Consider the following 24,353-nt stretch of genomic DNA (forward strand, 5'->3'; position numbering starts at 1 on the left):
CCTTTTCATGCGTACAACGCTCCGGGCGTTCGCGCCGGATCTAGTGCCGGCCCCCCAGTCCGAGATAGCTTTCGATGACCCGGGGATCGGTCAGCAGATCGCCACTGGGCCCTTCCAGCGACAGGCGACCGGTTTCCAGAACGTAGCCATAGTCTGCCACCTGCAGTGCCGCACGCGCGTTCTGCTCGACGAGCAGAATCGCCACGCCGAGCTTCTTGAGCTGGGTGATCGTTCGGAAGATCTCCTTGATGACCAACGGAGCCAGTCCCAGGCTGGGTTCGTCGAGCAGCAACAGCCGGGGCTTGGCCATCAGGGCGCGACCCATGGCCAGCATCTGGCGTTCGCCTCCGGAAAGCGTGCCGGCCATCTGCGCACGCCGTTCTCGCAGCCGCGGAAAGATCTCGAACACCTGATCGATGGTCTCGAGCTGGTCGCGATGACCGGCCCGGTAACGATCGAAAGCACCGAGCAGGAGGTTGTCCCTGACGCTCATCTCGGAAAACAGTTCGCGCTTCTCCGGAACCAGCGTCATCCCCTGGCGGACGAGCTTTTCGACACTGCGCCCGCCATCCTGCTGTTCACCAAGATAGATGAGATGCCCGCGTACCGGTAACAGACCGATCAGGGCGCAAAGCAGGGTCGTCTTGCCGGCGCCGTTCGGGCCGATCACGGTGACGATCTCGCCACGGTGTACCTTGAGGGCAATCTCATGCAGCGCGTCGACCTTACCGTAACTCACCGACAGGCTGGAAACCTCGAGCACCACGATCCTTTCGGCGGCGCCGGCCAGTTCGCTCATTCGACACCTCCGAGGTAGGCTTCGACCACCGCCGGATTCCGCTGTATCTCTTCGGGCAGACCGGCAGCCAGCTTGCGTCCGAACTCCATGACCAGCACGCGATCGGCCAGTCCCATCACGAAGTCCATGTCGTGCTCGACGAGCAGGATGCCGATCCCTTCATCACGCAGGCGGCGCAGCAGGTCCGCAAGCGCCTGTTTCTCCAGGTAGCGGAGTCCGGCAGCCGGCTCGTCGAGCAGCAGCAGACAGGGATCTGCGGCCAACGCCCGGGCAATCTCGACGATGCGCTGCTTGCCGAGGGGCAGGCTTCCAGCAGCTTCGTACATTTGCTCGGCGAGACCACAGCGCTCGATCTGGGAAGCGGCTTCGTGCAGCAGGCGGGCTTCCTCTTCGCGATCGGTGCGACAAGCGGCAGCGATGAAACCCTGGTGTCCCCGCAAGTGGGCACCGATGGCGACATTCTCGAGGACGCTCATTCCGGCCAGCAAGCGGACATGCTGGAAGGTCCGGCTCATGCCGAGACGGGCGATGTCGCGCGCCGGCAGGGATTCGACGCGCTGGCCACGAAAGGTCACGGTACCGGAAGTCAGCGGGTCGACACCGGAAATGCCATTGAACATCGTGCTCTTGCCGGCGCCGTTCGGGCCAATCAAAGCCATCACCTCGCCGGCCATGACCGAGAAACTCACCCTTTCGTTGGCGACCAGACCGCCAAAACGCTTGGTAGCATCCTTGATTTCGAGCAGCAACGAGCCGGGTTTCGGCAATGGGCGGCGCGCCAGCGGCGCAGCCTCGACCACCTCCCTGGCCGGCGTCGATTGCTGTGGCCACCAGCGGGTGATGATCGGCCACACCCCGTCACGCGCGCGATGGAGCACGAAGATCATCAGCAGTCCGAAAACGATGACTTCGAAGTTGCCGCTCTGACCGAGCAGTTTCGGCAACCAGTCCTGCAGCCATTGCTTGAGAATGGTGATCAATCCTGCCCCGATGATCGCCCCCCAGACATGCGCGATGCCGCCGACCACCCCCATGAACAGATATTCGATGCCTTGTGTCAGCGAGAAAGGGGTCGGATTGACGAAGCGTTGCAGGTGTGCATAGAGCCAGCCGGAAACACTGGCGTAGAGCGCAGCGATGGTAAAGATGACGATTTTCGCACGCGGCGTGTTGACCCCCATGGCTTCGGCCATCAGCGAGCCGCCGCGCAAGGCGCGGATGGCGCGCCCCTCGCGCGAGTCGAGCAGGTTGCGCGTGGCAAGGACGAAAACCAGCAAGACCACCCAGATCAGATAGAAGAACGCGCGCCCGGATTTGATTTCCAGGTCCAGGATTTGCAAAGACGGAATGCCGCTGATGCCGGTGTGACCCCCAAGCGCTTCGAGGTTCCCGAAGAGATAGTAGAGGCTGATCCCCCAGGCGATCGTCCCCAACGGCAGGAAGTGTCCGGATAGCCGCAAGGTTACAATACCGATCGACAGGGCGATCAGCGCAGTGGCCAGCAGACCGGCCGGTAGCGTCAACCATGGCGAGACCCCGTGCACGGTCGTCAGGTAAGCCGCCGTATAGGCGCCCAGGCCGACGAACGCCGCCTGGCCAAACGAAGTCAGACCGCCCACGCCGGTGAGCAGGACCAGCCCGAGAGCAACAATCGCGTAAAGCCCGATGTAGTTGAGCAGCGTGATGTAGAACTCGGGCAGCAGTAGCGGTGCCAACGCCAGGGCGGCGATGAACAGCAGCAGGACGGTCGTGGTGTGCGCAGCGTGCTTCATTCCTCCTCCACGTGGTGCGTTTTCAGCGAGCGCCAGAGCAGCACCGGAATGATCAGCGTGAACACGATGACTTCCTTGAAAGCACTGGCCCAGAAGGACGAATACGATTCGAGCAGGCCGACCAGGATGGCGCCGGCGGCGGCAACCGGATAACTCGCCAGACCGCCGATGATCGCCCCGACAAACCCCTTGAGGCCGATCAGGAAACCTGAGTCATAATAGATCGTCGTGATGGGTGAAATCAGGATGCCGGAGAATGCGCCGATTGCCGCTGCCAGGGTAAACGACAGCATGCCGGCCAGAGTTCCGGAAATGCCCATCAGGCGCGCGCCGGTGCGGTTCATCGCCGTGGCGCGTAGCGCCTTGCCGTAAATCGTCCGCTCGAAAAAGAAATACAGGGCCATGATCAGCAGCACGCTGGTCACCACGACCAGGATCGCCTGCCCCTGCAGGAGGGCATCGCCGAACGAGAAACTGACCTCGGAAAACGGCAGGGTGCGCGACCCTTCGGCGCCGAAGAACAGTAGTCCGATGCCCATCAGGGTCACGTGCACCGCCACTGAAACGATCAGCAGGACCAGCACCGAGGCTTCGGCAATCGGCTGGAAGGCCAGGCGATAGATCATCGGCCCGAGCGGTACGACCAGCATCAGCGCAAGACCCACCTGCACCGGTAATGGCAGAGTGGCTGCGGGAATGGCGAACAGGGTACCGGCGAGCAGCAGCGGAAACACGCAATAGACCGACACAATCCACAGGCCTCGCCTGAACTGACGGTTGCGCAGCGCCAGAGCGCCATCGATCAAGGCGATCAGCGTGCCCAGGGCCAGCAACAGCCAGAGGGTTCCGGGCAGCTTGCCGGCCTGCAGACTGACCAGGGTCAGGGCGCCAAAGGCGACGAACTCGCCTTGCGGGATGAAAATCACTCGCGTCACGGCAAAAACCAGGACCAGCGCCAGCGCCAGCAGCGCGTAAATGGCGCCGTTGGTCAGACCGTCCTGCCCAAGCAGCAAGGCAATTTGCATGTCCATCAGCACTTCTCCAGTCGATCCCCCGGCGGCCGCAAGTCCGGCTGCCGGGGAACAGGCGAGCAGGCGTCGTCACACCGGGACGCTGCCCATGCTTACCGGCAAGGCCGGCAAGCCCTGCGGGTTGTCGTACCCAGATGCCGGTTTGCAGCCTTCCTTTTTACTGGACAAGTTTCCAGCCACCCCCGTCGATCCTGACCATCACCCGTGCGCGCTGGTCGAAGCCGAGGTGATCCTGCGGACTCATGTTGAATACGCCATGTGTGGCGGTGAGGTTTTTCGTGCTCTCGATGGCGTCGCGCAGAGCCTTGCGGAACTCCGGCGTTCCCGGCTGACCCTTCTTCAGTGCTTCCGGAATGGCATTGCCGAGCAGCATCGTGGCGTCCCAGGCATAGGCACCGAAAGCCGATACCGATCCCTTGCCGTAGGCTGCCTCATATTTGTTGACGTATTCCAGCGCCACCTTCTTGATCGGATTGCTGTCGGGCAACTGAGCCGCGACCAGTACCGGACCGGTCGGCATGAAGGTGCCGTCGCAATCCTTGCCGCAAACCCGCAGGAAGTCTGCGTTGGCCGCGCCGTGGGTCTGATACATGATTCCCTTGTAACCCTTTTCCTTGAGCGCCTTCTGCGGCAAGGCAGCCGGTGTCCCGGAGCCGCCCACCAGCACCGCGTCCGGTTTCGCAGCCAGGATCTTGAGCACCTGACCGGTGACCGAGGTATCGGTGGGATTGAAGCGTTCGTTGGCCACGATCTGGATCTTGCGCACCTCGGCAATCTTCGAGAACTCGTTCCACCAGCCTTCGCCATAGGCATTGGCAAACCCGACATAAGCGACTGTCCGGACATGGTTGTTGGTCATGTGCTCGACGATCGCCGTCGCCATCTGCGCGTCGCTCTGTGGCACCTTGAACACCCAGGCACGTTTGGCGTCCATGGGCTCGATGATGCGTGTTCCCGCGGCCATGCTGATCATCGGCGTCTGGGCCTCGGCGGCAACGTCGATCATGGCCAATGAATTCGGCGTGGTTGTCGAGCCGATGACCACGTCGACCTTGTTCTCGGCGATCAGCTTGCGCGTGTTCTTGACTGCCGTGGTGGTATCCGAGGCATCGTCGAGAACGATGTAGTTGATCTTCTGCCCGGCGATGGTCGTCGGCGCCAGCGTCAGGGTATTCTTCTCGGGAATGCCCAGCGAGGCCGCTGGCCCGGTAGCGGACACGGTGACCCCGACATTCACGTCGGCATGCACAGGAGCGGCGAGGGCCGCTGTCAGCATGGTCAACAGCCAGGCAAGCGATGCTTTTCTTTTCATGGTCTCCTCCAATACGATGGATTATTTTGTTGTCGCCACTGAATTGAGCGGCGTATCGCTATTCTGCGGCCATGGCCATCGCGGCACAAGTGAAAATGAGTCGGCATGATCCGGGTCGATACCTCGATCTGGAATCACACGGATGCGGGGACGCGTCGCGCGGCCGGGGTCGACCGGGAGGCAGGCCGGGAGTGTGCTTCGCTCCGGGCCTGTACTTCCTTGTCCGCGAAATACCTTGCTGGCTTTTTCTGGTTTGACTAGACTGGCTAACGGTCATGACATTTTCCAGGTACCCCGGTCATGAAAGTCATGACCGTTAGGCTATGGTGGATTCGTGATGGCGGCCTGATCGGTTCTGGCAACAATCATCGTGCCTCCGGAACCCCTTGCGAACCCGCTCCCCCACTTTTCGCCAAAGCGCCTGTGAACTCGAACCTGCTGCTTGCGGCCATCCCGGCGACGGCCTTTGCTGCCTTTCCCCTGCCACTGCTGCTGCAGCGCTACGGGCGGACCAGTGCGGCCGTAGCGGCGGCAACCGTGATGGCGATGTGCCTGGGCCTGCTGTTGCCACTGGCACCAGCCGCTCTGGCCGGTCATCGCGAAGTCGCCCGCCTGGCCTGGCTACCCGCTTACGGGCTCGACCTCAGCCTGCGCCTCGATGGTCTCGGCCTGCTGTTCTGCCTGCTGATCCTGGGCATCGGCCTGCTCGTCGTGCTCTATGCCGCCTGGTACCTGCCGACGAGCGATCGCCTCGGCCGTTTCTATTCGATCCTGCTGCTGTTCATGGCGGCGATGCTCGGTGTCGTGCTCGCCGAGAACCTGATTCTGTTGCTGATCTTCTGGGAGCTCACCAGCCTGTCGTCGTTCCTGCTCGTTGCTTACCGCAGCGACAAGCATGAATCGCGAATCGGCGCCCGCATGGCGCTGGCGGTGACCGGTGGTGGCGGTCTGGTGCTGCTCGCCGGCATTCTGCTCCTCGGCCAGATCGCCGGCAGCTTTGAACTGACCGTCATCCTGGCTGCCGGCGAGCGCATCCGCGCACACGCCCTCTACACGCCGATGCTGATCCTGATCCTGCTCGGCGCGTTCACCAAGTCGGCGCAGTTTCCTTTCCACTTCTGGCTGCCGAGCGCGATGGCGGCACCGACGCCGGTCTCGGCCTACCTGCACTCGGCGACGATGGTGAAAGCCGGTGTCTTCCTGCTCGCCCGCCTTTACCCGGCGCTCGGCAGCAGTGATGGGTGGTTCTGGCTGGTCGGCGGCACCGGCGCGATCACCCTCGTCTACGCCGCGGCAACGGCGCTTTTCCGCAACGACATCAAGGGGCTGCTCGCCTATTCGACGATCAGCCATCTCGGCCTGATCACATTGCTATTCGGTCTCGACACGCCGCTCTCGGTCGTCGCCGGCCTCTTTCACCTGATCAACCACGCGATCTTCAAGGCCTCGCTGTTCATGGCCGCCGGCGTCATCGACCACGAATGCGGCACGCGTGACATGCGCCGCGTGAACGGCATGTTCCGCGTGATGCCGATCACCGCAACGCTGGCGATCATCGCCGCCGCTTCGATGGCCGGCGTGCCGCTGCTCAACGGCTTCCTCAGCAAGGAAATGTTCTTTGCCGAAACCGTCAGTTACCCGCAGTTCGAACCACTCGGCTGGGCATTGCCCCTGCTCGCGACGATCGCCGGGATGCTCGCCGTCGCCTATTCCTCGCGCTTCGTCCACGACGTGTTCTTCAATGGCGAACCGGTCGACCTGCCACGCCAGCCGCACGAACCGCCACACTGGATGCGCGCACCGATCGAACTCCTCGTCGTGCTCTGCCTGCTGGTCGGCGTTTTCCCGGCCTGGACCGTCGGGCCGCTGCTCGACGCCGCGGCCGGCGCCGCACTGCAGGCGCCGCTGCCGGATTTTCATCTGGCACTCTGGCACGGCTTCAACAAGCCCGTGCTGATGAGCCTGCTGGCGCTCGCCGGTGGCGTGCTGATCTACGCACTGCGCCGCCCCCTCTTCGCCTGGCAGGGCCAGTTGCCGCCGATGCACCCGCGCACGTCCTTCGAGCGCTTCTACCGTGCGCTTGCCAGCGGCGCGCGCCGCACCGTGGCGGCAGTCGACAACGGTTCGCTGCAGCGTTACAGCGCCCTGCTTTTCGGTTTCGTCGTTGTGCTCGGCGGCTGGGCCTTTTTCTCGGCACCGGGCAACACCGGCGTCAGGCCAGCGGCCCAACCCGCTGACGAGGCCGCGGTCGCCGCCCTGCTCGTCCTGCTGCTCGGTACGCTGGGCGCCACCGCGCTGTACCGCGAACGGCTGTTGGCGCTGATCCTGGTTAGCGTCGTCGGACTGACCGTGACGCTGACCTTCGTTCGCCTGTCGGCGCCCGACCTGGCGCTAACCCAGCTCGCCGTCGAGATGGGGACGATCGTCCTGATGCTGCTGGTGCTCCATTATCTGCCTCCGCGCAATGCGCCAAGGAGCAGTGCCCGCCGGCTGATCCGCGATCTGCTTCTGGCGCTGCTCGCCGGTGGTGGCCTGGCGTTGATCACCCTGCAGATGCTGGCGGCACCGGTCGATACGATCGCCGGTTTCTATCTGCAGCAGTCGCTCCCCGGCGGCGGTGGTGCCAATGTCGTCAATGTCATCCTCGTCGATTTTCGCGGTTTCGACACGCTCGGCGAAATCACCGTGCTGGCGATGGTCGCGCTGGCTTCGCAGGCCCTGCTCGACCGGCTGATCCTGAGCCCGCCACAGCGCGACGCGGATGGACGGCGCTGGGCGGCGGAAGCACATCCCCTGTTTCTGTCGATACTGATGCGCCCGCTCCTGCCGCTGGCGCTGACGGTTTCAGTCTATATCTTCCTGCGCGGGCACCACCTCCCCGGCGGCGGTTTCGTCGCCGGCCTGATCACCAGCGTCGCACTGGTCATGCAGTATCTGGCCAACGGCATCGCCTTCGCACAACCGCGCATGCCGCAACAGCAGGTTCGCTTGCTGGCCCTCGGCCTGCTGCTCGCCGCCGGCATCGGCGTGGCCAGTTGGCTCTTTGGCCGTCCGTTTCTGACCAGCGCACACGGGCACGTGCCGCTGCCGCTGCTCGGCGATGTCGAACTGGCTTCGGCGATGGTCTTCGACCTCGGTGTCTATGTCGTCGTTGTGACGGTCGTCGTCACCGTCCTCTCGGGACTCGGCCGGCTATCGCTGCGCGCCCGCGATGGCGAAGAGGCGACCTGATGGAAGCCATGCTGGCCATCGCCGTCGGCGTGCTGACCGCCTGTGGCGTCTTCCTGATCCTGCGCGCGCGCACCTTTCCGGTGCTCCTCGGCCTGACGCTGCTGTCCTATGCCGTCAACCTGTTTCTCTTTGCCAGCGGCCGCCTGCAGGTCGGTGCACCGCCGTTGATCCGCGCCGCTGCCGCCTATGTCGATCCCTTGCCGCAGGCGCTGGTCCTGACGGCCATCGTCATCGGTTTCGGGATGACCGCCTATCTGGCGATCCTGGCCTTGCGCAGTCTGGCCGAGTCGGGCGGCGATCACGTCGACGCGGTTAGCACGGAGGATGCGCGGCAATGAACACGCACGCGCCGATCCTGCCGATCCTGATCCCCTTTGCCGCCGCCCTGCTGCAGATGGTGGCCGATCGACTGGCCTGCCAGCGCGTCGTCGGCCTGCTGGCGACCGCCCTGCTGGTCCTGGTCACCACCTGGCTGACGCTGCTCGCCGACGATGGCCTGCTGCGCACCTACGCGCTCGGCGACTGGCCGGCACCCTTCGGCATCGTCCTCGTCGTTGATCGTCTCGCCGCCGGCATGACGCTCCTCACCGCACTTCTCGGTTTCACCGCCCTGCTCTATGCGAGTGCCGGCTTCGACGAGCGCGGACAGCATTTCCACCCGCTCTTTCAACTGCAACTGGTCGGCCTGACCGGTGCCTTTCTGACCGGCGACCTGTTCAACCTCTTCGTCTTCTTCGAAGTGATGCTGCTGGCCTCCTACACGCTGCTGGCACACGGCGGCGGTCTCGCCCGGACACGCGCCGGGATCAGTTACGTGGTCCTCAATCTGATTGGCTCGGCGCTCTTCCTGATTGCCCTCGGGCTGCTCTATGGGACGCTGGGGACGCTCAACCTTGCCGATCTGGCGCATCGTCTGACCCTGCCTGGGCACGATCCGGCGCTCGCCCGGCTGGCGTTTGCGCTGCTGGTCGCCGTCTTCGTCTTCAAGGCCGGGCTGTTGCCGCTGTCGTTCTGGCTGCCGCATACCTATAGCGCCGCCGGCGCGCCGGTCGCCGCGCTGTTTGCGATCATGACCAAGGTCGGCATCGTCGCCCTCCTGCGCGTGCAGGCAATCGCCCTGACGCCGGCCATCCCCGATCTGCTCGGCTACTGGCTGACCGCGCTGGCGATCGCCACCGTCATCTTCGCCGCGCTCGGCGTCCTCACGGCCAGCCGTCTGCGCGTTCTCGCCGCCTGGCTGGTGCTGCTCTCCGCCGGCACGCTGCTGCTGACGCCGGCGCAGGCAAGCGCCCAGGTCGCTGCGGCAGCGTTCTTTTACCTGGTGCATTCGACACTGGCCGGTGCCGCCTTCTTCCTGCTGGCCGGCGTCATCGCCGAACGGCGTGGCGACGCGGCCGATCACTTCCGCTCCGGATCGCCACTGCCGATCTGGCTGCAAGTCGCCTTCCTGATTCTCGCGGCGACCACCGCCGGACTGCCGCCTTTCTCCGGCTTCGTCGGCAAGCTGATGTTGCTGACCACCCTGCGTGCCGCCCCGGCCGGGACGGCCATCTGGAGCGTGTTGCTGGCGTCGGGTTTCATCGTCATGATCGCCCTCGCTCGCGACGGCTGCCTGATGATCTGGAAGCCGGCGACGCTTGCCGCACCGCCACCGACCGGAGCAATCGCCTGGCAGAGAGCGACGGCAACGCTGCTGCTGGTCGCCGCCGGACCGTTGCTGGCCATGGCCGCGCGCCCGCTGGCTGCCTACGCCGAACGCACAGCCAGCCAACTGCAGGCGCCCGGCGCGTATGTCGCCGGCGTGCTCGGGCCGACCCTGGCGACCTCCTTACGCGAGGCGGCGCGATGATCGACAGGCTGTTCCCGCGGCCCTTCCTGTCGCTGACCGTCTTTCTGCTATGGACGGTGATCACCAACGCTGCATCGGCCGGCCTGCTGTTGCTCGGCGCCTTGCTGGCCATCGTCGTGCCGCGGTTGACCCGACCCTTCTGGCCGGACCCACCGCGCCTGGTGCGACCCGGCCCGGCGCTGCGTTTCCTCGGTATCTTTGCGCTCGACATCGTCACCGCCAACTGGCGGGTCGCACGCCAGGTCATCGGGCCGCTGCACCGGCTATCGCCAGCCTTCGTCGAAGTGCCGCTCGACCTGCGCGACCCGTTCGTTGCCACCCTGCTTGCCAGCGTCGTTTCGCTGACCCCCGGCACGCTGTCGATCGACGTCGACCGGCAACGCTGGATTCTGCTGATCCATGCGCTCGATGCGCCCGATCCGCTGGCGCTGGTGCGCGAGATCAAGGCGCGTTACGAGTCGCCGCTCAAGGAGATCTTTGCATGCTGAATTCCGCCATCGAGATCGCCTTCGTCCTGATCGGCACAGCGCTGGCGCTCAACCTCTATCGATTGCTGCGCGGACCCGACGCCAGCGACCGCATCCTGGCGCTCGACACGCTGGGAATCAACGCCATCGCGCTCCTGGTGCTGTTCGGCATCAGCAGTGCGAGCACCGCCTACTTCGAGGCAGCGCTGCTGCTGGCGCTGCTCGGCTTCGTCGGCACCGTCGCGCTGTGCAAGTTCCTGCTGCGCGGAGACATCATCGAATGAGCCCGCTGAGCGAAGCCGCCGTCGCCGCCCTGATCGTCCTCGGCGCACTGTTCGTCCTGCTCGGTTCGATCGGTCTGGCGCGCCTGCCGGATTTCCTGACGCGTCTGCACGGCCCGACCAAGGCGACGACGCTCGGCGTCGGGGCGCTGCTGCTCGCTTCGGCGATCTTCTTTTCCAGCCGCGAGAACGGCGGCATCAGCGGCGGCATCAGCCTGCACGAGCTGGCAATCCTGTTCTTCCTGTTCATCACCGCCCCCGTGACCGCACACCTGCTGGCCAAGGCAGCGCTGCACCGACAGAGGAGGGCTGACGACGGCAAGCAACGGGAGCGGACCAGGGAAGAACGCCAGGAAGGCCCGTGAAAAGTGTTGGGAGATACCGATAGGCCCCTTCCCCCTCGCGGGAACGAAGGCGGGGTTTCGCGGAGCACTGCTCCGCGCCGCCGCAGCCGGCCCGCGATGCCGCGTGGGCCGTGGAAGGGGTTGGAGAGGGGGGGCTTCCATCCCTTTGCCAGTTACGAATATTGTAAGATTCGTGGATGCTCGCCTGCCTGCCATCCGAACCGGGTCTTGGCCTGGCCCAGAAATTTACGAGGCACAAAGAAAATGATCGATCTGTACACTGCGGCAACTCCCAACGGGCACAAGATCTCGATTGCCCTTGAGGAACTCGCCCTGCCCTACACGATGCACACGCTGAACCTGTCAAATAACGAACAAAAACAACCATGGTTCCTGGCCATCAATCCGAACGGTCGAATTCCCGCAATCATCGATCGTGCTGAAGACGATTTTGCGGTCTTCGAATCTGGTGCCATCCTGCTCTACCTGGCGGAAAAGACCGGCCGTCTGATACCCGACGACACCCAAGGCCGCTCACGAGTCCTGCAGTGGCTGATGTTCCAGATGGGCGGGATCGGACCGATGATGGGCCAGGCCAACGTCTTCTTCCGTTACTTTCCGGAAAAGATCACCGCTGCGATTGATCGCTATCAGGGTGAATGCAGGCGACTTTTCCGGGTTCTCGATGGTCATCTCAAGGAGCACGAGTTTCTCGCCGGCGACTACTCGATCGCCGACATCGCCAACTGGGCCTGGGTACGTACGCATCGCTGGTCAGGCGTGGACATCGATGACCTGCCGCAGCTACAACGCTGGCTTGAACAGATCCGCGCCCGCCCGGCGGTACAGAAAGGAATCAATACGCCGCCGTCAGCGATCGATCGCCATGCCAACGACGAGCAGGCACAGCAGTTCGCCGCAGAAGCGCGCCGGATGGTTGAAATGGGTCAGTCGCGCCAGCGGGGGGGCTGAGGCCCTGGGCTGCGACCCTCATGATCCGGGCATCATGGCTGCCGATGGCTGCCGATGGCCCGCATCTCCTGGTCGAGTTCGACCTCTGCCACCCCGCGAATGGTTTTCAGCGTACCGATGGCAGCGCGCGCCACGCTGCCGGAAATGATGCCCACCGTGGGCAAGACGCCCGAAACCTGCATCCCGGCGAGGACCAGAGCATCCGCCACTGTTTGAATCGATTCCAGATGCTGGTCATCAATCGTGACGATCACGGCGTCAAGCAGCTCTTCGTTCATTTCACTTCCCTCCAACCCTCGGTCATACCCTTACTTGCGGTAGTAAACCTGCATAGCCTGACACAAGGAGGCGATCGTCGGCAAGTCGGCCGCCGACGATCGCACTGGTTTCTTCCCATGACCGGCTGACAAACCATGCGCCAGGGTGAAAAAATCCCTCGCATCGCTGCAAGGGAACTTCCCTCTGCCGATCAGGGCCATGACGACTACCCGCAGGGCCGCTTGCAAATCAGGCGAAGCGACCCTGCCTGGCCGCATCAGGGAAGCGGCGACTGCACCAGGCCGCTGCCGACGTCACTCGTCGGCAGCGGCAGACGAACCGCTCGTGAGGTGAGCACCTGCCATAGTGCAGCGCCACGGTTGGCCGCCGACATCTGCGCCCACAGGGCCGCAACTCCGGCTACGTGCGGCGTCGCCATGCTGGTCCCGTTCCAGCTTGCATATCGTGTCGGCAGCTTGGTTGATGAATAGACGGCCACCCCTGGAGCGACCAGATCGACATTGGCGCCCGAAGCCGGTCCCGATCCACACGAGAACGATGCCAGCCGAAGCCCATTGTCCACGGCGCCGACGGCCATGATTGACGGGCTGTTGGCTGGCTGCCCAACGGTGCCTGCAGACCGGTGGTTGCCCGCCGCAGCGACGATCAGGCATTTTTTCTGGAGCGCGCGACGACCCACGGTTTCGTAAGCGGTAGAAGGAGTCGGGGTGGTGTTGCCGAGCGACATGGAGATGACCTGACAGCCGCTATTGATCGCCCACTCCATACCCGCGATGATGCCCGCACTCGACCCGCTCCCGGAATTGCTCAAGACCTTGCCAGCGTAAATGGCTGCTTTCCAAGCAATTCCGTAGCGCCGGCCGCTGGCATCCTTGTATCCACAGGCGGTCCCAATGCAGTGGGTTCCGTGCCCGTGCCCGTCCTGGACGGCTTCCCCCGAGACGAAGGACTGCGTGACGATCCGCCGCCCTCGGAAATCAGGATGTTGCAGGTCCATGCCGGTATCGAGCACGGCCACTTTCATGGCGCTGCCCGTACGCGACGAGTGGATCGCGCGCGTCGCTTTCAGACCCCAGGTCGATAATGCATCGTCAGCAAAGGTCGCCATGGCGCCCAATCGCTCCTCGGCGGCCATCGCCATGGCTTTTTGGTAGAGGTTGTCGACGGCATCCCGATAACCCTCCAGGTAAGCACCGGACAATGAACCGCTCTCGCCGATGGCGTAGAACATGCGCTCCGGTTCGATATCGAGAATCGCCCCGTCGCCGTCTTCTGCCTGTGCCGTCATCAGGCTGTTCAGGGCATCGGGATCAAGGGTGACCAGCGCAATTCCCAAGGTCGGAAAGACTGCTCCGCCTGCCCTCGCCACCTGTTCCATATCGATCGCCGAATCGGCGAAATCGGCTGCACTCGGCAGGCCAGCGACTGCAGCCCGCTTCTCGATCGTCCCCAGACCTTTGGCAACATCGTCTTCACGAAAAGTGATCAGATAACGCCCGGTCGTCTGCTCAGACTCGTTCGCACTGGCAGCCGAAAATGTCGCTTGCTGTGACATGATTTTCTCCTTTCGAGGGATGGACAAGGAAACTCTCGACCGTTCCCGATCGGCGGCTCATCGCGAACTTGAGCAGCCTCCGGAGCGGCTCGATAAAGAACACTCAAGCTAATGCTTTAAAAGAGATTAGTTCACAGATTGACAAACTTCAAGGAAGCATCGGCCCCTGCCGCCCGGTCTGGAGCGTGATCATCGGAAAGGGGGAATCTGCCTTGCTGGCCAGCGACGTACGAGGTCGCCAGCCATACCGTGGCGATCGCGTCAGCGGTGACTGGCGTACCGATAGACAGTTATAATCACAGCTCCCGCAACCAGTAGAGAGATCACGCCAATGGGCCTAGATCGCGTGCCGCCTGGCAAGGCACTCCCCAACGATTTCAATGTCGTCATCGAGATTCCGATGCATTCCGATCCAGTGAAATACGAAGTGGACAAGGAGAGCGGCGCGGTCTTCGTCGATCGTTTCATGTCCACTGCCATGCACTACCCTTGCAACTATGGCTACATCCCGCACACCATTGCCGGCGACGGTGATCCGGTCGATGTGCTGGTGGTGAGCCAGTTTGCGCTACCCCCCGGCGTGGTCGTGCGCTGCCGCCCGATCGGCATGCTGGCGATGGAAGACGAGGCCGGGCCGGATGCCAAGCTGCTGGCTGTCCCGGTCGATAGTCTGACGTCGATGTATCGTGACATCGAATCGCCGCGCGATTTTCCGCAGGTCATTCTTGACCAGATCTCGCACTTTTTTGCCCATTACAAGGATCTCGAACGTGGCAAATTTGTCAAGGTCGCAGGCTGGCTCGGCAGTGACGAAGCCAAGAAGGAAATCATCGACGGTGTCAGGGCCTACGCGAACGCCAAAGAGAAGCCGGCATTCTGAACCTCTCTGAACGATTCCACTGCGCACGCCGACTGGCGTGTGCGCGCCCCTTTGGCGGGTACCTGCTCTCATGTCCCTGAAAATTGCGATTGCCCAGATCAATGTCACCGTCGGTGACTTCGCCGGTAACCGTGAACGCATCGTCGATTTTGCCGAACGCGCCCGGCGACAGGGCGCTGACCTGCTGCTGACGCCGGAGTTGGCGCTCTGCGGTTACCCGCCTGAGGATCTGCTGCTGCGCGACGACTTCTGCGCTGCCTGCGACCGCGAACTGACGACCCTGGCCGCCAGCCTGCCTGGCATCGCGCTGCTCGTGGGACACCCGGAGAAACGTGGTCCACGCTGTTACAACGCGGCGACACTGATTGACGACGGCAGGCGGGTCGCCACCTATTACAAACAGCGGCTACCGAGCTACGAGGTGTTCGACGAGGAGCGCTATTTCGACTCCGGTGACGCCCCCTGTATCCTGACGATCAAGGGCGTTCGCTGCGGCGTGAATATCTGCGCCGATGTCTGGGAAGCCGGTGCGGCCGATCTGGCCCGACAGGCTGGCGCCGAGATCCTGCTGGTCCTCAACGCCTCGCCTTATCATATCGGCAAACGCGAGCGGCGCACCGAAGTCCTGCGTCAGCGCACTGCCAGCACCGGCCTGCCGGTGGTGTACGCGAATCTGGCCGGCGGACAGGACGAACTGGTCTTTGACGGAGGCTCGTTCGTACTGGACTCACAAGGTGCGCTCTGCTGCCAGTGGGCACAGTTCGAGGAGGCTCTGGGCATCGTTGACTTCGTCGATGGCCAGCCGCAGCCAGGCACCATCGTTCCGGCGCCGTGCCTCGAAGCCGAGGTCTATCAGGCCCTGCTCCTCGGAGTCCGCGATTACCTCGGCAAGAACGGCTTTCCCGGCGCCATCATCGGCCTGTCGGGTGGCATCGACTCGGCGCTGACCCTGTGCATCGCGGTCGACGCACTGGGTGCCGACAAGGTCCGTGCGGTGATGATGCCTTCTCCATACACCGCCGAAATCAGCCTCTCGGACTCGCGCGAGATGGTCCGCCTGCTTGGCGTACGCTACGACGAAATCGCCATCGAACCGGCGATGCAGACGCTCGGCGGCATGCTCGACAAGCAGTTCGCCGGCCTGCCGGCCGATACCACCGAAGAAAACCTGCAGGCCAGGATTCGCGGCATGGTCCTGATGGCCATCTCGAACAAGACCGGTTCGCTGGTACTGACCACCGGCAACAAATCGGAAATGGCCGTCGGTTACTGCACGCTCTACGGCGACATGGCCGGCGGCTTCGCGGTGATCAAGGACATAGCCAAGACACTGGTTTACCGTCTCGCGCGCTGGCGCAATACCGTCGCCTACGCCATTCCCGAACGGATCATCGACCGTCCGCCATCGGCCGAGTTGAAACCCGACCAGACCGATCAGGATAGTCTGCCACCTTACGAAGTGCTCGACGCCATCGTCGAAGCGTATATGGAGAAGGATCTCAGTCCGCGTGCCATCATTGCCCGTGGTCATGCCGAAGCCGATGTACGCCGTGTCGTGCATCTGCTCAAGGTCAGCGAATACAAGCGACGGCAGGCGCCGGTCGGCATCCGTGTCACGCAGCGCGGTTTCGGGAAGGATTGGCGCTATCCGATCACCAACCGCTACCGCGACCTCTACTGATGGCGTTCGCAAGTCTACTGATCACTTGCGAACGCCTGATTTCTGATACGATTTCCTTACGATCTTCCCTGGAGCAGAGGCCATGAAAAAAATTGAAGCGATCATCAAACCATTCAAGCTCGACGAAGTCCGCGAGGCACTGTCGGAAATTGGCGTTACCGGACTCACCGTCACCGAGGTCAAGGGCTTTGGCCGCCAGAAAGGCCACACCGAACTCTATCGCGGAGCGGAATACGTGGTCGATTTTCTGCCCAAGGTCAAGATCGAGATTGTCGTTTCCGACAGCGCGGTCGACAACGCCATCGACGCCATCGTCAAGGCTGCGCGTACCGGCAAGATTGGTGACGGCAAGATCTTCGTCAGCACCGTCGATCAGGTCGTGCGCATCCGCACCGGCGAACTCGACGAGTCTGCGATCTAACGGTCATGACTTTTCCAGGCCCCCGATCATGAAAGTGAGCTTCCCTCGGTTTTTCGTCTGCCAAAGGGTAGGTTTCATGCGACCAGTTTTCCTTCCTGTTGCCCGCTGAGCCAAGCCGCCAGGAACTGCGTTGGCGACTTGTAGCCGAGGGTCGAATGCTGCCGTTTTCTGTTGTAAAAGACCTCGATGTATTCAAAGGCCGCAGCTTTGATCCCGGCGTGTGTGGCGTAGCGAACGCCATGGACCCGCTCGTTTTTGAAGCGGTTGAACCCGCTCTCCGTCGGTGCGTTATCCCAGCGGTTCCCTTTTCGGCTCATCGAGCAAATCATGCCGTATTCCTTGAGCTTGTCCTGAAACGCGTGACTGGCGTACTGGCTTCCCCGGTCGGAGTGGTGCAGCAGCCCCGGCGCTGGTTTCTTGCGGAACCAGGCCAGGGTCAGCGCATCGGTCACGATGTCCGCGGTCATGCGGGGCTTGAGCGACCAGCCGACGACTTCGCGGTTGAACAGGTCGAGCACGATGGCCAGGTAGAGCCAACCTTCATCTGTCCACAGATACGTGATGTCCGACGTCCAGACTTGATTCGGCGCCGCCGGGGTGAAGTTTCTGGAGAGAAGGTTCTCTGCTACTGGCAGACCATGCCTGGAGTCCGTCGTGACCTGGTAGCGCCGCTTGTGGCGGGCGCGGATGCCGTTGTCGCGCATCAGCCGTTCGACCCGTTCCTGACTGGCCGAGAAGCCTCGGGTGCGCAACTCGCGCGTCATGCGCGGGCTGCCGTAGGCTCCTTTGAGTTCGACATGAATCGAGCAGATCAGCGCCAGCATCTGGCGGTCGGTCAGGCGCTGACGATCCGGCCTGCCGCCACGCTTCCAGGCACGATAGCCGCTGATGCTGACATCGAGCACGTCGCACATTTCGGTCAGTGCAAACGCATTTCCCTGCCCGGCAATCCAGGCGTCCTTCACAGCACATCCCTTGCGAAGGACGCCGTCGCTTTTTTGAGGATTTCGTTCTCCCGCTTGAGACGGCCATTTTCGGCTCGCAGCCTGGAGAGCTCCCTCTCTTCGGGTGTGACCACTCTGCTCCCCGCTCCATTGAGCTGGCCTTCTGCTGACGCTGTTATCCCGTGACGCAAGGTCTGGTCGCCCAGCCCAAGTTCCTTGACCACGGCACGGATGCTCTGACCATCCTTGACCCGTTTGACCGCCAGTTCCTTGAATTCGGTCGTATCGGCTTGCTTCGGTATCTTCATGTCTTGCCTTCCAAAAGTGACTCAATTTTAGGTCACCCTGGGCAGACGAAATTTCGGGGGAAGCTCACTTCCACGCGCTGACTCTGACTTTCCAAGGCCACGCCCCTCAGCCACGCTTCGTTTGAAATCCAACGCCAGATCACGAGCGACTACCTGAGGAGTTACTGGGATTGTTTGTCAATTCGGGGCGCATGGCTTGCAGTATACTGGGGTCGTTGCCGCGGCTTTCCGATCCGCGGCCTGTGCTCACACCTCTTTACTTTCCCGGGACTCCATCATGTTGCAGAAGTCTGCCTCTTTCCCTGGTATTCAGGGCCCGATCGTGACGATCGTCATGGACGGCTACGGCATTGCCAAATCCGATGTCGGCAGTGCGATTGCGGCTGCCAGAAAGCCGACCCTCGATCATCTTTTCGCCAACCACCCGAACATCACTTTGCGCGCCCATGGCACCGCTGTCGGCATGCCTTCCGACGAAGACATGGGCAATTCCGAGGTCGGCCACAATGCCATCGGTGCCGGTCAGGTCTACAGCCAGGGCGCATCGCTGGTCGCTGACGCCATTGCCTCCGGCTCGATATGGCAAGGCGCTGCCTGGCAGCAGATCATTGCCGGAGCCAAGGCTGGCCGTGGAGTGATTCACTTCATCGGCCTGTTTTCCGACGGCAATGTGCACAGCCACATCGATCACTTACGGGCGATGATCCTGCGCGCCAGAGAGGAAGGCGTGCCGGTGGTGCGGATTCACATTCTGATCGACGGGCGTGACGTTCCCGAGACCAGCGCGCTCGAATACGTGCTGCCTTTCGAGGCCTTCCTCGCAGAAATCAGCCGCGATGGCTTCGATGCCTGTATTGCCTCGGGCGGTGGCCGCATGAACATCACCATGGACCGCTACGAAGCGAACTGGAGCATGGTCGAGAAAGGTTGGCAAACGCATGTTCTTGGCAACGGCGAGCAGTACGAGAGCGCATCGGCAGCCGTGCAGGCACTGCGCGTCAAGTTGCCGGGAACGATTGACCAGGATCTGCCTGCGTTCGTCATTGCCAGTGATGGCCGACCCATCGGGACCATCGAGGATGGCGATTCGGTGATCTTTTTCAACTTCCGCGGTGATCGCGCGATCGAGATCACGCGTGCTTTCGAAGAAGCGGGTTTCGACAAGTTCAATCGCGTCCGCATGCCCCGCGTGACCTATGCCGGTATGCTCCAATACGACGGTGACCTCAAGCTCCCCAAGCGCTTCCTGGTCGATCCGCCGGCCATCCTCGATACCATGGGCGAGTGGTTTGCCAAATCCGGCATTACCCAGTTTGCCTGTTCCGAAACGCAAAAATTCGGACACGTGACCTATTTCTGGAATGGCAACCGCTCAAATAAATTTGACGGCGAGACCTACCAGGAAGTGCCCAGCGACGTAGTACCCTTCGAACAGAGACCATGGATGAAGGCTGCAGAGATTGCCGACGCCATGATCGAAGCCCTGCAGAGCGGCCAGTACCGGACCTTGCGCTGCAATTTTGCGAATGGCGACATGGTTGGCCACACAGGCAGTTTCCGTGCGGCAACCATGGCCATCGAGGCCGTGGATCTGCAACTGGCGCGCATCCTGCCGGTCGTCAAGGCGCTCGGTGGCGTGGCGCTGATTACCGCTGACCACGGAAACGCCGACGAAATGTACGAAATCGACAAGAAGACCAGGCAACCGGCACAGAACCCGGACGGATCGTTCAAGGCCAAGACCTCGCACACCCTCAATCCGGTACCGTTCATCCTTTATGACGCAGTCACTGGCGGCAAGCTGGGCCTCAGACCGTTGCCCGGCGCTGGTCTGTCGAACATCGCCGCGACGATCACCCACCTGCTCGGCTTTGAGAAGCACGCCAAGTGGGATGAAAGCCTGCTGGAGGTCGGACAGGGATAAAAGCTCAGGAAAGACCAGGCGGCGCCGGGGAAACCCACGGCGCCCAGGGGTGCGAGCGGACAGGTACCCGGTATCCAGGGAGCCCGCACCCTTGGGATAATTGCAGTGCCGCAACGGCAATACCTTCGTCATTGATGGAGAATTCGATGTCAGTTCCAGTTTGTCTTGTGCCGGGCCGCAGCAGTCAGCGCGCCGGCCTCGCCTCGCTTCTTGCCGCGCTCATTACCGCTCTGCTGCTCTTCAGCTCCAACCTTGCGGGCGCAGCGTCAGCGCTGCAGAAGACCCAGGTGCCTGGCTATTACCGGGTGATGGTCGGCGCTTTCGAGATCACCACGTTGTATGATGGATACATAGATGTCGACAGCAAGCTGCTGAAAAACGCCAGCGAACAGGAGATCCGAAGCCTCCTGGCACGGATTTTCGTCAAGGGCCCGCAGATGCAGACCGCGGTGAACGCTTACCTGATCAACACCGGCCAGCAACTCGTGCTCATCGATACCGGTGCGGCCAAGAAGTTTGGCCCCTCGCTCGGCTATCTCATCGATAACCTCAAGGCCGCCGGCTACGATCCGGCACAGGTCGATACGGTGCTGATCACCCACCTGCACGGCGACCACGTCAATGGACTCGTCACCCCCGAGGGCAAACCGGCCTTCGCCAACGCCGAGATCTGGTCGGCCAAGGCCGACAATGACTTCTGGTTGAGCAGCGAGGTTGCCGCCAAGGCACCACAGGATGCACAGCCCTTCTTCAAAATGGCACAGGACGCCGCTGCACCGTACCAGCAAATTGGCAAATGGAAGGTCTTCGCTGCCGATGGCGAGATTGTTCCCGGTATCAGGAGTGTCGCCACTCCTGGCCACACTCCTGGGCACAGCGCCTATCTGGTTGCCTCGAACGGTCAACAACTGCTGATCTGGGGCGACCTCGTGCATAGTCATTCGGTACAGTTCTCGCGTCCCGAAGTCGTCATCGAGTTCGATGTCAACAAGAAACAGGCGATCGCCACGCGCAAGGCCATGTTCGCTCGCACGGCGAAGGAAAAGCTGCTGGTCGCCGGTATGCACCTGCCCTTCCCCGGCATTGGCCACGTCCGCAGCGAAAGGAAAGGCTACGCCTGGGTGCCGATCGAGTTCGGGCCGATCCGCGAGTAGCCCCCCTTGCTCCCGACTGGATATTGCGTGGGCATCGCTCACCCTGTCCGCGAATGCTAGAATCGCGCTTTTTGGCCGCCTGGCCGGTTGTGACAGCCACCCCGACGCGTGCGCCAGATCAACCAGAAGACACAAGGAGCAGCGACCGATGGCTGAAGAAGGTCAGTTTTTTCGCCCGGTAAAGGATTTCTGTCAGCGCACCGTAGTGACCTGCGAACCGGATGACGCGCTGGTCGAGGTGGTCAGAACCATGCGGGAGAAGAACATCTCCAGCGTCGTGGTCTGTGAAAACCATCTGCCTAGCGGCATCATGACCGACCGTGACCTGCGCAACAAGGTCGTCGCCACCGGCACCGATCCGTCTACGCTCGCTGTCCTGGCGATCATGAACCGCCCATTGTCGGTGATTGGCGAGAACGATCTGCTCTACGAAGCCCTGTATCGGATGTCACGCGAGCGGATCCATCGTCTGGTAGTCGTCGACGGCCAGGGCAAACTCTCGGGAATCATCACTGACAGCGACATCATTCGCCTGCAATCACACTCTCCGCATCAACTGGTACTCGATATCGAGAATGCCCGAGACCTCGAAGAACTGAAAATAGTCTACACGAGAATCCAGGACCTGGTCCTTCACCTCAGCGGCAGCGGTACCAAGACGCGCGACGTGGTGCGCATGATTGCCCATCTTAACGATCAGATTCTCCTGCGCCTGATTGCCCTCATTCGCCAGAATCGCTTCTCCGACCTACCGGAACGCTTCGCCTTTGTCGTGCTGGGTAGTGAGGGGCGCGGTGAACAGACCTTACTCACCGACCAGGACAATGCGATCATCTATGGCGACGAACTGGGGCCTGACGAGATCCGGAAAATTGAAGAGTTCTCGCAGGTGCTGATCGATTCGCTGATTGCGATTGGCATTCCCCCCTGCACAGGCGGGATCATGGCGAACAACAAGGAGTGGCGACGCAGCCTCGGCAAGTGGAGCGATCAACTCGACCGCTGGTTGCAGGCACCCACTCCGAGCCACGTCCTCAGTTGTGGCACTTTTGTCGACATCCGCACCATCTACGGCGACCCGTCCTTTGAAGAGCAGCTCAAGACACAGGTCTACAAGCACGTGCAGCGAAACGAATTGTTCCTGATGCGCATGGTCGAGAACACTCTGCGCTTTGCCCCCCCGATCGGCTGGTTTGGCAAGATCAAGGGCGAAAAGGACGGGGAGCACTCGGGCATGCTGGAGATCAAGAAAGCCGGCATCTTTGCGCTGTCCGAGGGCGTCAAGGCGCTGGCGATTCAGGCCGGCAAGCTCGAGGGCAGCACCCATCAACGCCTGGAAACGCTGCTCAGGGAGAAGGTGGTCAACAAGAAAATGCTGGCCACCATTGCCGAGAGCTTCGACTTCCTGGTCCTGATGCGCCTGCGCGGACAGGTGGAAGCCCTGAGCGAAGGGCGCAAGCCCGACAACTACATCCCGCTCGAGCGCTTGAACATGATGGAGTTCGGCAGGCTGCAAATCGCCTTGAAAGGCGTCGCAAAATTCCAGGAGTTCATCAAGGGCCATTTCAAGCTGCATCTGCTCAGATGATGACCTGGCGGCGTCATGCCAGGGCACGGTTGTCGTGTGAACTCCCGCCTGAACGCAGGTTGTTCATAACGCATGGCACCGCAGCATGTGGACGGCTGCGTGCGCCCACCTAACGGTCATGACTTTTCCAGGCACCCCCGATCATGAAAGTCATGACCGTTTCCCTCTCCCCCGACCCCTCCCACGGCCCGCGTTGCATCGCGGGCCGGACGGCGGCGCGGAGCAGTGCTCCGCGAAACCCCGCCTGCGCCCCCGCAAGGGGAAGGGGAGATTCATGAATCGCTGACGCGACTTCCACATTAAAACAGGTTCACCTCCGAATCGTCGTCCTTTTTTACGCCCGGTTTGCGTCCGCGCGCCGGCGTCGGCGGATCGCACGAGAGGCGACAACTGATGCCCTCGATCTTCCGGCCATCGATGAAGCGGGTTACCCTGCAACAGATTACATCTCCCGATGCAGCGAGCTGGGCGATCTGCTCGCGTAACTCGACAATCGGGATATTGAGCGCTTCGGCCATATCCACATCGAGTTGCTCCGCATTGGCTCTCAGGTAAGCAACAATCGTTTCGGTCATCTGACTATCCCCAAAAAATGCCTTCGCGAACTGGAAAGGTATGGCAGTTTGCGCCGCAGATTCGGTTCTGGCAATTCCTTCCAACATTCCTTCCAGTAATCCTGTCCGTTTTTACCGCATAGCGATCCCGCTGACAAGCGCTTCGCTGTCGTCTTGTGCCAGCCCACAGACATACCACCGTTGCTGTGCAGTTCGCACCGGCGACCGACGCGCCGCCCCTGTTCGGCAAGCGGAGAAAGGAAACGCGAACGACCTTGATGGTCGACGATTCCTGAGAAAGTTGTCGTCGTGCGGCGAAAAAAAACCCGGTGCCCGGCACCGGGTTTTACGAAAGCGGCACGCCTCGAATAAGTATCCTGAAAACAGGATCAGCAGGATTTGATCCGCTTAACTGCTGCTACCTGACCAATTGCTGCCGAACTGTCCGTCAGCAATTTGACGCCCTGGTCATCGTTCTGGCCGGCCTTCGAGAGCAGCGATTTCGCAGTCCCAACCGCGAAGTCGACAACCGGCAACAGCTTCTGGCGGCTCTTGGCCAGCGTCTCCACCAGACCGCGGCCGAGGCCACCGACCTGGCCTTCGTAGACATCGACAAAGGCATTCGAGAACTCGTTGTAGATTTCGTATACACGCCGCGAGTAGGCTATCGACTGCTCGACAGCGGCCATGGCCATCGGTTGTCGCAGGGCCAGCAAGCCCGACAGGTCCCGAACCTCGGTAAGGGCATTGAGGTTTTCGTGACCGCGCTCGGCGACGGCCCGTGCCGTTTGCAAGTTCAATGCTGCCAACTGGCCAATGCCATCCAGCGCAGTATTGACCGCTGTCATGAGCGCATCAAAATTGGCGGCACTGGTGAATTTTTCTATCGGGTTGTACATACCATGCTCCTTGAGGTTGCGAAATATTGCCCCGGCGGGTTCGCATCACCTGAGGTCAATTGCTGCAGCGCAGCGAAGACTGGATTCTAACTGTTAATGAGCGCTTGT

At 62.0% G+C, this 24,353-nt stretch carries 22 protein-coding genes; 13 read left to right on the forward strand and 9 right to left on the reverse strand.

All coding sequences use genetic code 11. The annotated features are described in order from the left end of the window. Positions 1-40 precede the first annotated feature (40 nt). From V5B39_RS06200 to V5B39_RS06215, 4 genes are all read right to left on the reverse strand, one after another. Positions 41-799: an ABC transporter ATP-binding protein gene (locus V5B39_RS06200; RefSeq protein WP_332342051.1), complete on the reverse strand. Its 759-nt coding sequence runs from the start codon at positions 797-799 to the stop codon at positions 41-43. Then, positions 796-2,571, reverse strand: a complete 1,776-nt coding sequence (locus V5B39_RS06205; protein ID WP_332342052.1) for a branched-chain amino acid ABC transporter ATP-binding protein/permease — start codon at positions 2,569-2,571, stop codon at positions 796-798. Before V5B39_RS06205 ends, V5B39_RS06200 begins: the two co-directional genes overlap by 4 nt. After that, complete coding sequence (locus V5B39_RS06210; RefSeq protein WP_332342053.1) at positions 2,568-3,602, reverse strand: branched-chain amino acid ABC transporter permease; 1,035 nt, start codon at positions 3,600-3,602, stop codon at positions 2,568-2,570. Before V5B39_RS06210 ends, V5B39_RS06205 begins: the two co-directional genes overlap by 4 nt. A 157-nt stretch (positions 3,603-3,759) precedes the next feature. Further along, entirely contained in the window at positions 3,760-4,914 is a 1,155-nt protein-coding gene (locus V5B39_RS06215; protein WP_332342054.1) for an ABC transporter substrate-binding protein, read from the reverse strand. 435 nt (positions 4,915-5,349) lie between these two features. Here V5B39_RS06215 and V5B39_RS06220 point away from each other — a divergent pair, with 435 nt between their 5' ends. From V5B39_RS06220 to V5B39_RS06250, 7 genes are all read left to right on the forward strand, one after another. After that, positions 5,350-8,145: a monovalent cation/H+ antiporter subunit A gene (locus tag V5B39_RS06220; RefSeq protein ID WP_434735657.1), complete on the forward strand. Its 2,796-nt coding sequence runs from the start codon at positions 5,350-5,352 to the stop codon at positions 8,143-8,145. Further along, positions 8,145-8,483, forward strand: coding sequence for a Na+/H+ antiporter subunit C (locus V5B39_RS06225; RefSeq protein WP_332342056.1), 339 nt, complete (start codon positions 8,145-8,147; stop codon positions 8,481-8,483). The genes V5B39_RS06220 and V5B39_RS06225 overlap by 1 nt, the downstream gene beginning before the upstream one ends. Continuing rightward, positions 8,480-9,994 carry a monovalent cation/H+ antiporter subunit D gene (locus V5B39_RS06230; RefSeq protein WP_332342057.1) on the forward strand — a complete coding sequence of 505 codons (1,515 nt, stop codon included), beginning with the start codon at positions 8,480-8,482 and terminating at the stop codon, positions 9,992-9,994. The genes V5B39_RS06225 and V5B39_RS06230 overlap by 4 nt, the downstream gene beginning before the upstream one ends. Beyond that, positions 9,991-10,482, forward strand: a complete 492-nt coding sequence (locus tag V5B39_RS06235) for a Na+/H+ antiporter subunit E (RefSeq protein WP_332342058.1) — start codon at positions 9,991-9,993, stop codon at positions 10,480-10,482. The genes V5B39_RS06230 and V5B39_RS06235 overlap by 4 nt, the downstream gene beginning before the upstream one ends. Further along, positions 10,476-10,745 carry a K+/H+ antiporter subunit F gene (locus V5B39_RS06240; protein ID WP_332342059.1) on the forward strand — a complete coding sequence of 90 codons (270 nt, stop codon included), beginning with the start codon at positions 10,476-10,478 and terminating at the stop codon, positions 10,743-10,745. Before V5B39_RS06235 ends, V5B39_RS06240 begins: the two co-directional genes overlap by 7 nt. After that, positions 10,742-11,107 carry a Na+/H+ antiporter subunit G gene (locus tag V5B39_RS06245; RefSeq protein ID WP_332342060.1) on the forward strand — a complete coding sequence of 122 codons (366 nt, stop codon included), beginning with the start codon at positions 10,742-10,744 and terminating at the stop codon, positions 11,105-11,107. The genes V5B39_RS06240 and V5B39_RS06245 overlap by 4 nt, the downstream gene beginning before the upstream one ends. 243 nt (positions 11,108-11,350) lie before the next feature. Next, on the forward strand, positions 11,351-12,058 hold the full coding sequence (locus V5B39_RS06250; protein WP_332342061.1) for a glutathione S-transferase family protein: 708 nt from the start codon (positions 11,351-11,353) through the stop codon (positions 12,056-12,058). A gap of 32 nt (positions 12,059-12,090) precedes the next feature. Here V5B39_RS06250 and V5B39_RS06255 read toward each other — a convergent pair whose 3' ends face one another. Together V5B39_RS06255 and V5B39_RS06260 are read right to left on the reverse strand one after the other, a co-directional pair. Next, complete coding sequence (locus tag V5B39_RS06255) at positions 12,091-12,336, reverse strand: hypothetical protein (protein ID WP_332342062.1); 246 nt, start codon at positions 12,334-12,336, stop codon at positions 12,091-12,093. Between the two features lie 257 nt (positions 12,337-12,593). Then, positions 12,594-13,892 (reverse strand): S8 family serine peptidase, encoded by a 1,299-nt coding sequence (locus V5B39_RS06260; RefSeq protein WP_332342063.1) that lies wholly within the window; start codon positions 13,890-13,892, stop codon positions 12,594-12,596. A 331-nt stretch (positions 13,893-14,223) separates the two neighbouring features. Between V5B39_RS06260 and ppa the strand changes: the two genes are divergently transcribed. The 3 genes from ppa to V5B39_RS06275 all read left to right on the forward strand — a co-directional run bounded on the left by ppa (position 14,224) and on the right by V5B39_RS06275 (position 16,874). After that, positions 14,224-14,772 (forward strand): inorganic diphosphatase, encoded by a 549-nt coding sequence (ppa, locus tag V5B39_RS06265; RefSeq protein WP_332342064.1) that lies wholly within the window; start codon positions 14,224-14,226, stop codon positions 14,770-14,772. A gap of 70 nt (positions 14,773-14,842) precedes the next feature. Further along, positions 14,843-16,453 (forward strand): NAD+ synthase, encoded by a 1,611-nt coding sequence (locus tag V5B39_RS06270; protein ID WP_332342065.1) that lies wholly within the window; start codon positions 14,843-14,845, stop codon positions 16,451-16,453. An 82-nt stretch (positions 16,454-16,535) separates the two neighbouring features. Continuing rightward, positions 16,536-16,874, forward strand: coding sequence for a P-II family nitrogen regulator (locus V5B39_RS06275; protein ID WP_332342066.1), 339 nt, complete (start codon positions 16,536-16,538; stop codon positions 16,872-16,874). 74 nt (positions 16,875-16,948) lie between these two features. Here the strand turns inward: V5B39_RS06275 and V5B39_RS06280 are convergent. Further along, positions 16,949-18,126 (reverse strand): IS3 family transposase gene (locus V5B39_RS06280; RefSeq protein WP_332342067.1). Its coding sequence is split into 2 segments (ribosomal slippage): positions 16,949-17,865 and positions 17,865-18,126, totalling 1,179 coding nucleotides; the frame shifts between segments, so codons are not numbered across the junction. Positions 18,127-18,403: 277 nt separating this feature from the next. Here V5B39_RS06280 and gpmI point away from each other — a divergent pair. The 3 genes from gpmI (at position 18,404) to V5B39_RS06295 (ending at position 22,792) form a co-directional block, all read left to right on the forward strand. Then, on the forward strand, positions 18,404-20,050 hold the full coding sequence (gpmI, locus tag V5B39_RS06285) for a 2,3-bisphosphoglycerate-independent phosphoglycerate mutase (RefSeq protein WP_332342068.1): 1,647 nt from the start codon (positions 18,404-18,406) through the stop codon (positions 20,048-20,050). A 146-nt stretch (positions 20,051-20,196) separates the two neighbouring features. Continuing rightward, complete coding sequence (locus tag V5B39_RS06290; RefSeq protein ID WP_332342069.1) at positions 20,197-21,204, forward strand: MBL fold metallo-hydrolase; 1,008 nt, start codon at positions 20,197-20,199, stop codon at positions 21,202-21,204. 148 nt (positions 21,205-21,352) lie between these two features. Continuing rightward, positions 21,353-22,792, forward strand: coding sequence for a DUF294 nucleotidyltransferase-like domain-containing protein (locus V5B39_RS06295; RefSeq protein WP_332342070.1), 1,440 nt, complete (start codon positions 21,353-21,355; stop codon positions 22,790-22,792). 299 nt (positions 22,793-23,091) lie between these two features. On the opposite strand, the gene V5B39_RS06300 is transcribed toward V5B39_RS06295, so the two are convergent. Both V5B39_RS06300 and V5B39_RS06305 read right to left on the reverse strand, forming a co-directional pair. After that, positions 23,092-23,367 carry an ArsR family transcriptional regulator gene (locus V5B39_RS06300; protein WP_332342071.1) on the reverse strand — a complete coding sequence of 92 codons (276 nt, stop codon included), beginning with the start codon at positions 23,365-23,367 and terminating at the stop codon, positions 23,092-23,094. Positions 23,368-23,735: 368 nt separating this feature from the next. Continuing rightward, positions 23,736-24,245, reverse strand: coding sequence for a phasin family protein (locus tag V5B39_RS06305; RefSeq protein ID WP_332342072.1), 510 nt, complete (start codon positions 24,243-24,245; stop codon positions 23,736-23,738). Positions 24,246-24,353: the final 108 nt, after the last annotated feature.

Origin of the sequence: Accumulibacter sp. (assembly GCF_036625275.1) — a bacterium.
GTDB lineage: Bacteria > Pseudomonadota > Gammaproteobacteria > Burkholderiales > Rhodocyclaceae > Accumulibacter.

Excerpts from the sequence above, each read along its gene's own strand:
- V5B39_RS06295 (WP_332342070.1), top strand. The coding sequence starts at position 21,353 with ATGGCTGAAGAAGGTCAGTTTTTTCGCCCGGTAAAGGATTTCTGTCAG.
- V5B39_RS06305 (WP_332342072.1), bottom strand. The coding sequence starts at position 24,245 with ATGTACAACCCGATAGAAAAATTCACCAGTGCCGCCAATTTTGATGCG.
- V5B39_RS06260 (WP_332342063.1), bottom strand. The coding sequence starts at position 13,892 with ATGTCACAGCAAGCGACATTTTCGGCTGCCAGTGCGAACGAGTCTGAG.
- V5B39_RS06225 (WP_332342056.1), top strand. The coding sequence starts at position 8,145 with ATGGAAGCCATGCTGGCCATCGCCGTCGGCGTGCTGACCGCCTGTGGC.
- V5B39_RS06200 (WP_332342051.1), bottom strand. The coding sequence starts at position 799 with ATGAGCGAACTGGCCGGCGCCGCCGAAAGGATCGTGGTGCTCGAGGTT.
- V5B39_RS06270 (WP_332342065.1), top strand. The coding sequence starts at position 14,843 with ATGTCCCTGAAAATTGCGATTGCCCAGATCAATGTCACCGTCGGTGAC.
- V5B39_RS06245 (WP_332342060.1), top strand. The coding sequence starts at position 10,742 with ATGAGCCCGCTGAGCGAAGCCGCCGTCGCCGCCCTGATCGTCCTCGGC.
- V5B39_RS06215 (WP_332342054.1), bottom strand. The coding sequence starts at position 4,914 with ATGAAAAGAAAAGCATCGCTTGCCTGGCTGTTGACCATGCTGACAGCG.
- V5B39_RS06210 (WP_332342053.1), bottom strand. The coding sequence starts at position 3,602 with ATGGACATGCAAATTGCCTTGCTGCTTGGGCAGGACGGTCTGACCAAC.
- ppa (WP_332342064.1), top strand. The coding sequence starts at position 14,224 with ATGGGCCTAGATCGCGTGCCGCCTGGCAAGGCACTCCCCAACGATTTC.
- gpmI (WP_332342068.1), top strand. The coding sequence starts at position 18,404 with ATGTTGCAGAAGTCTGCCTCTTTCCCTGGTATTCAGGGCCCGATCGTG.
- V5B39_RS06230 (WP_332342057.1), top strand. The coding sequence starts at position 8,480 with ATGAACACGCACGCGCCGATCCTGCCGATCCTGATCCCCTTTGCCGCC.
- V5B39_RS06255 (WP_332342062.1), bottom strand. The coding sequence starts at position 12,336 with ATGAACGAAGAGCTGCTTGACGCCGTGATCGTCACGATTGATGACCAG.
- V5B39_RS06290 (WP_332342069.1), top strand. The coding sequence starts at position 20,197 with ATGTCAGTTCCAGTTTGTCTTGTGCCGGGCCGCAGCAGTCAGCGCGCC.
- V5B39_RS06250 (WP_332342061.1), top strand. The coding sequence starts at position 11,351 with ATGATCGATCTGTACACTGCGGCAACTCCCAACGGGCACAAGATCTCG.
- V5B39_RS06235 (WP_332342058.1), top strand. The coding sequence starts at position 9,991 with ATGATCGACAGGCTGTTCCCGCGGCCCTTCCTGTCGCTGACCGTCTTT.
- V5B39_RS06275 (WP_332342066.1), top strand. The coding sequence starts at position 16,536 with ATGAAAAAAATTGAAGCGATCATCAAACCATTCAAGCTCGACGAAGTC.
- V5B39_RS06300 (WP_332342071.1), bottom strand. The coding sequence starts at position 23,367 with ATGACCGAAACGATTGTTGCTTACCTGAGAGCCAATGCGGAGCAACTC.
- V5B39_RS06205 (WP_332342052.1), bottom strand. The coding sequence starts at position 2,571 with ATGAAGCACGCTGCGCACACCACGACCGTCCTGCTGCTGTTCATCGCC.
- V5B39_RS06240 (WP_332342059.1), top strand. The coding sequence starts at position 10,476 with ATGCTGAATTCCGCCATCGAGATCGCCTTCGTCCTGATCGGCACAGCG.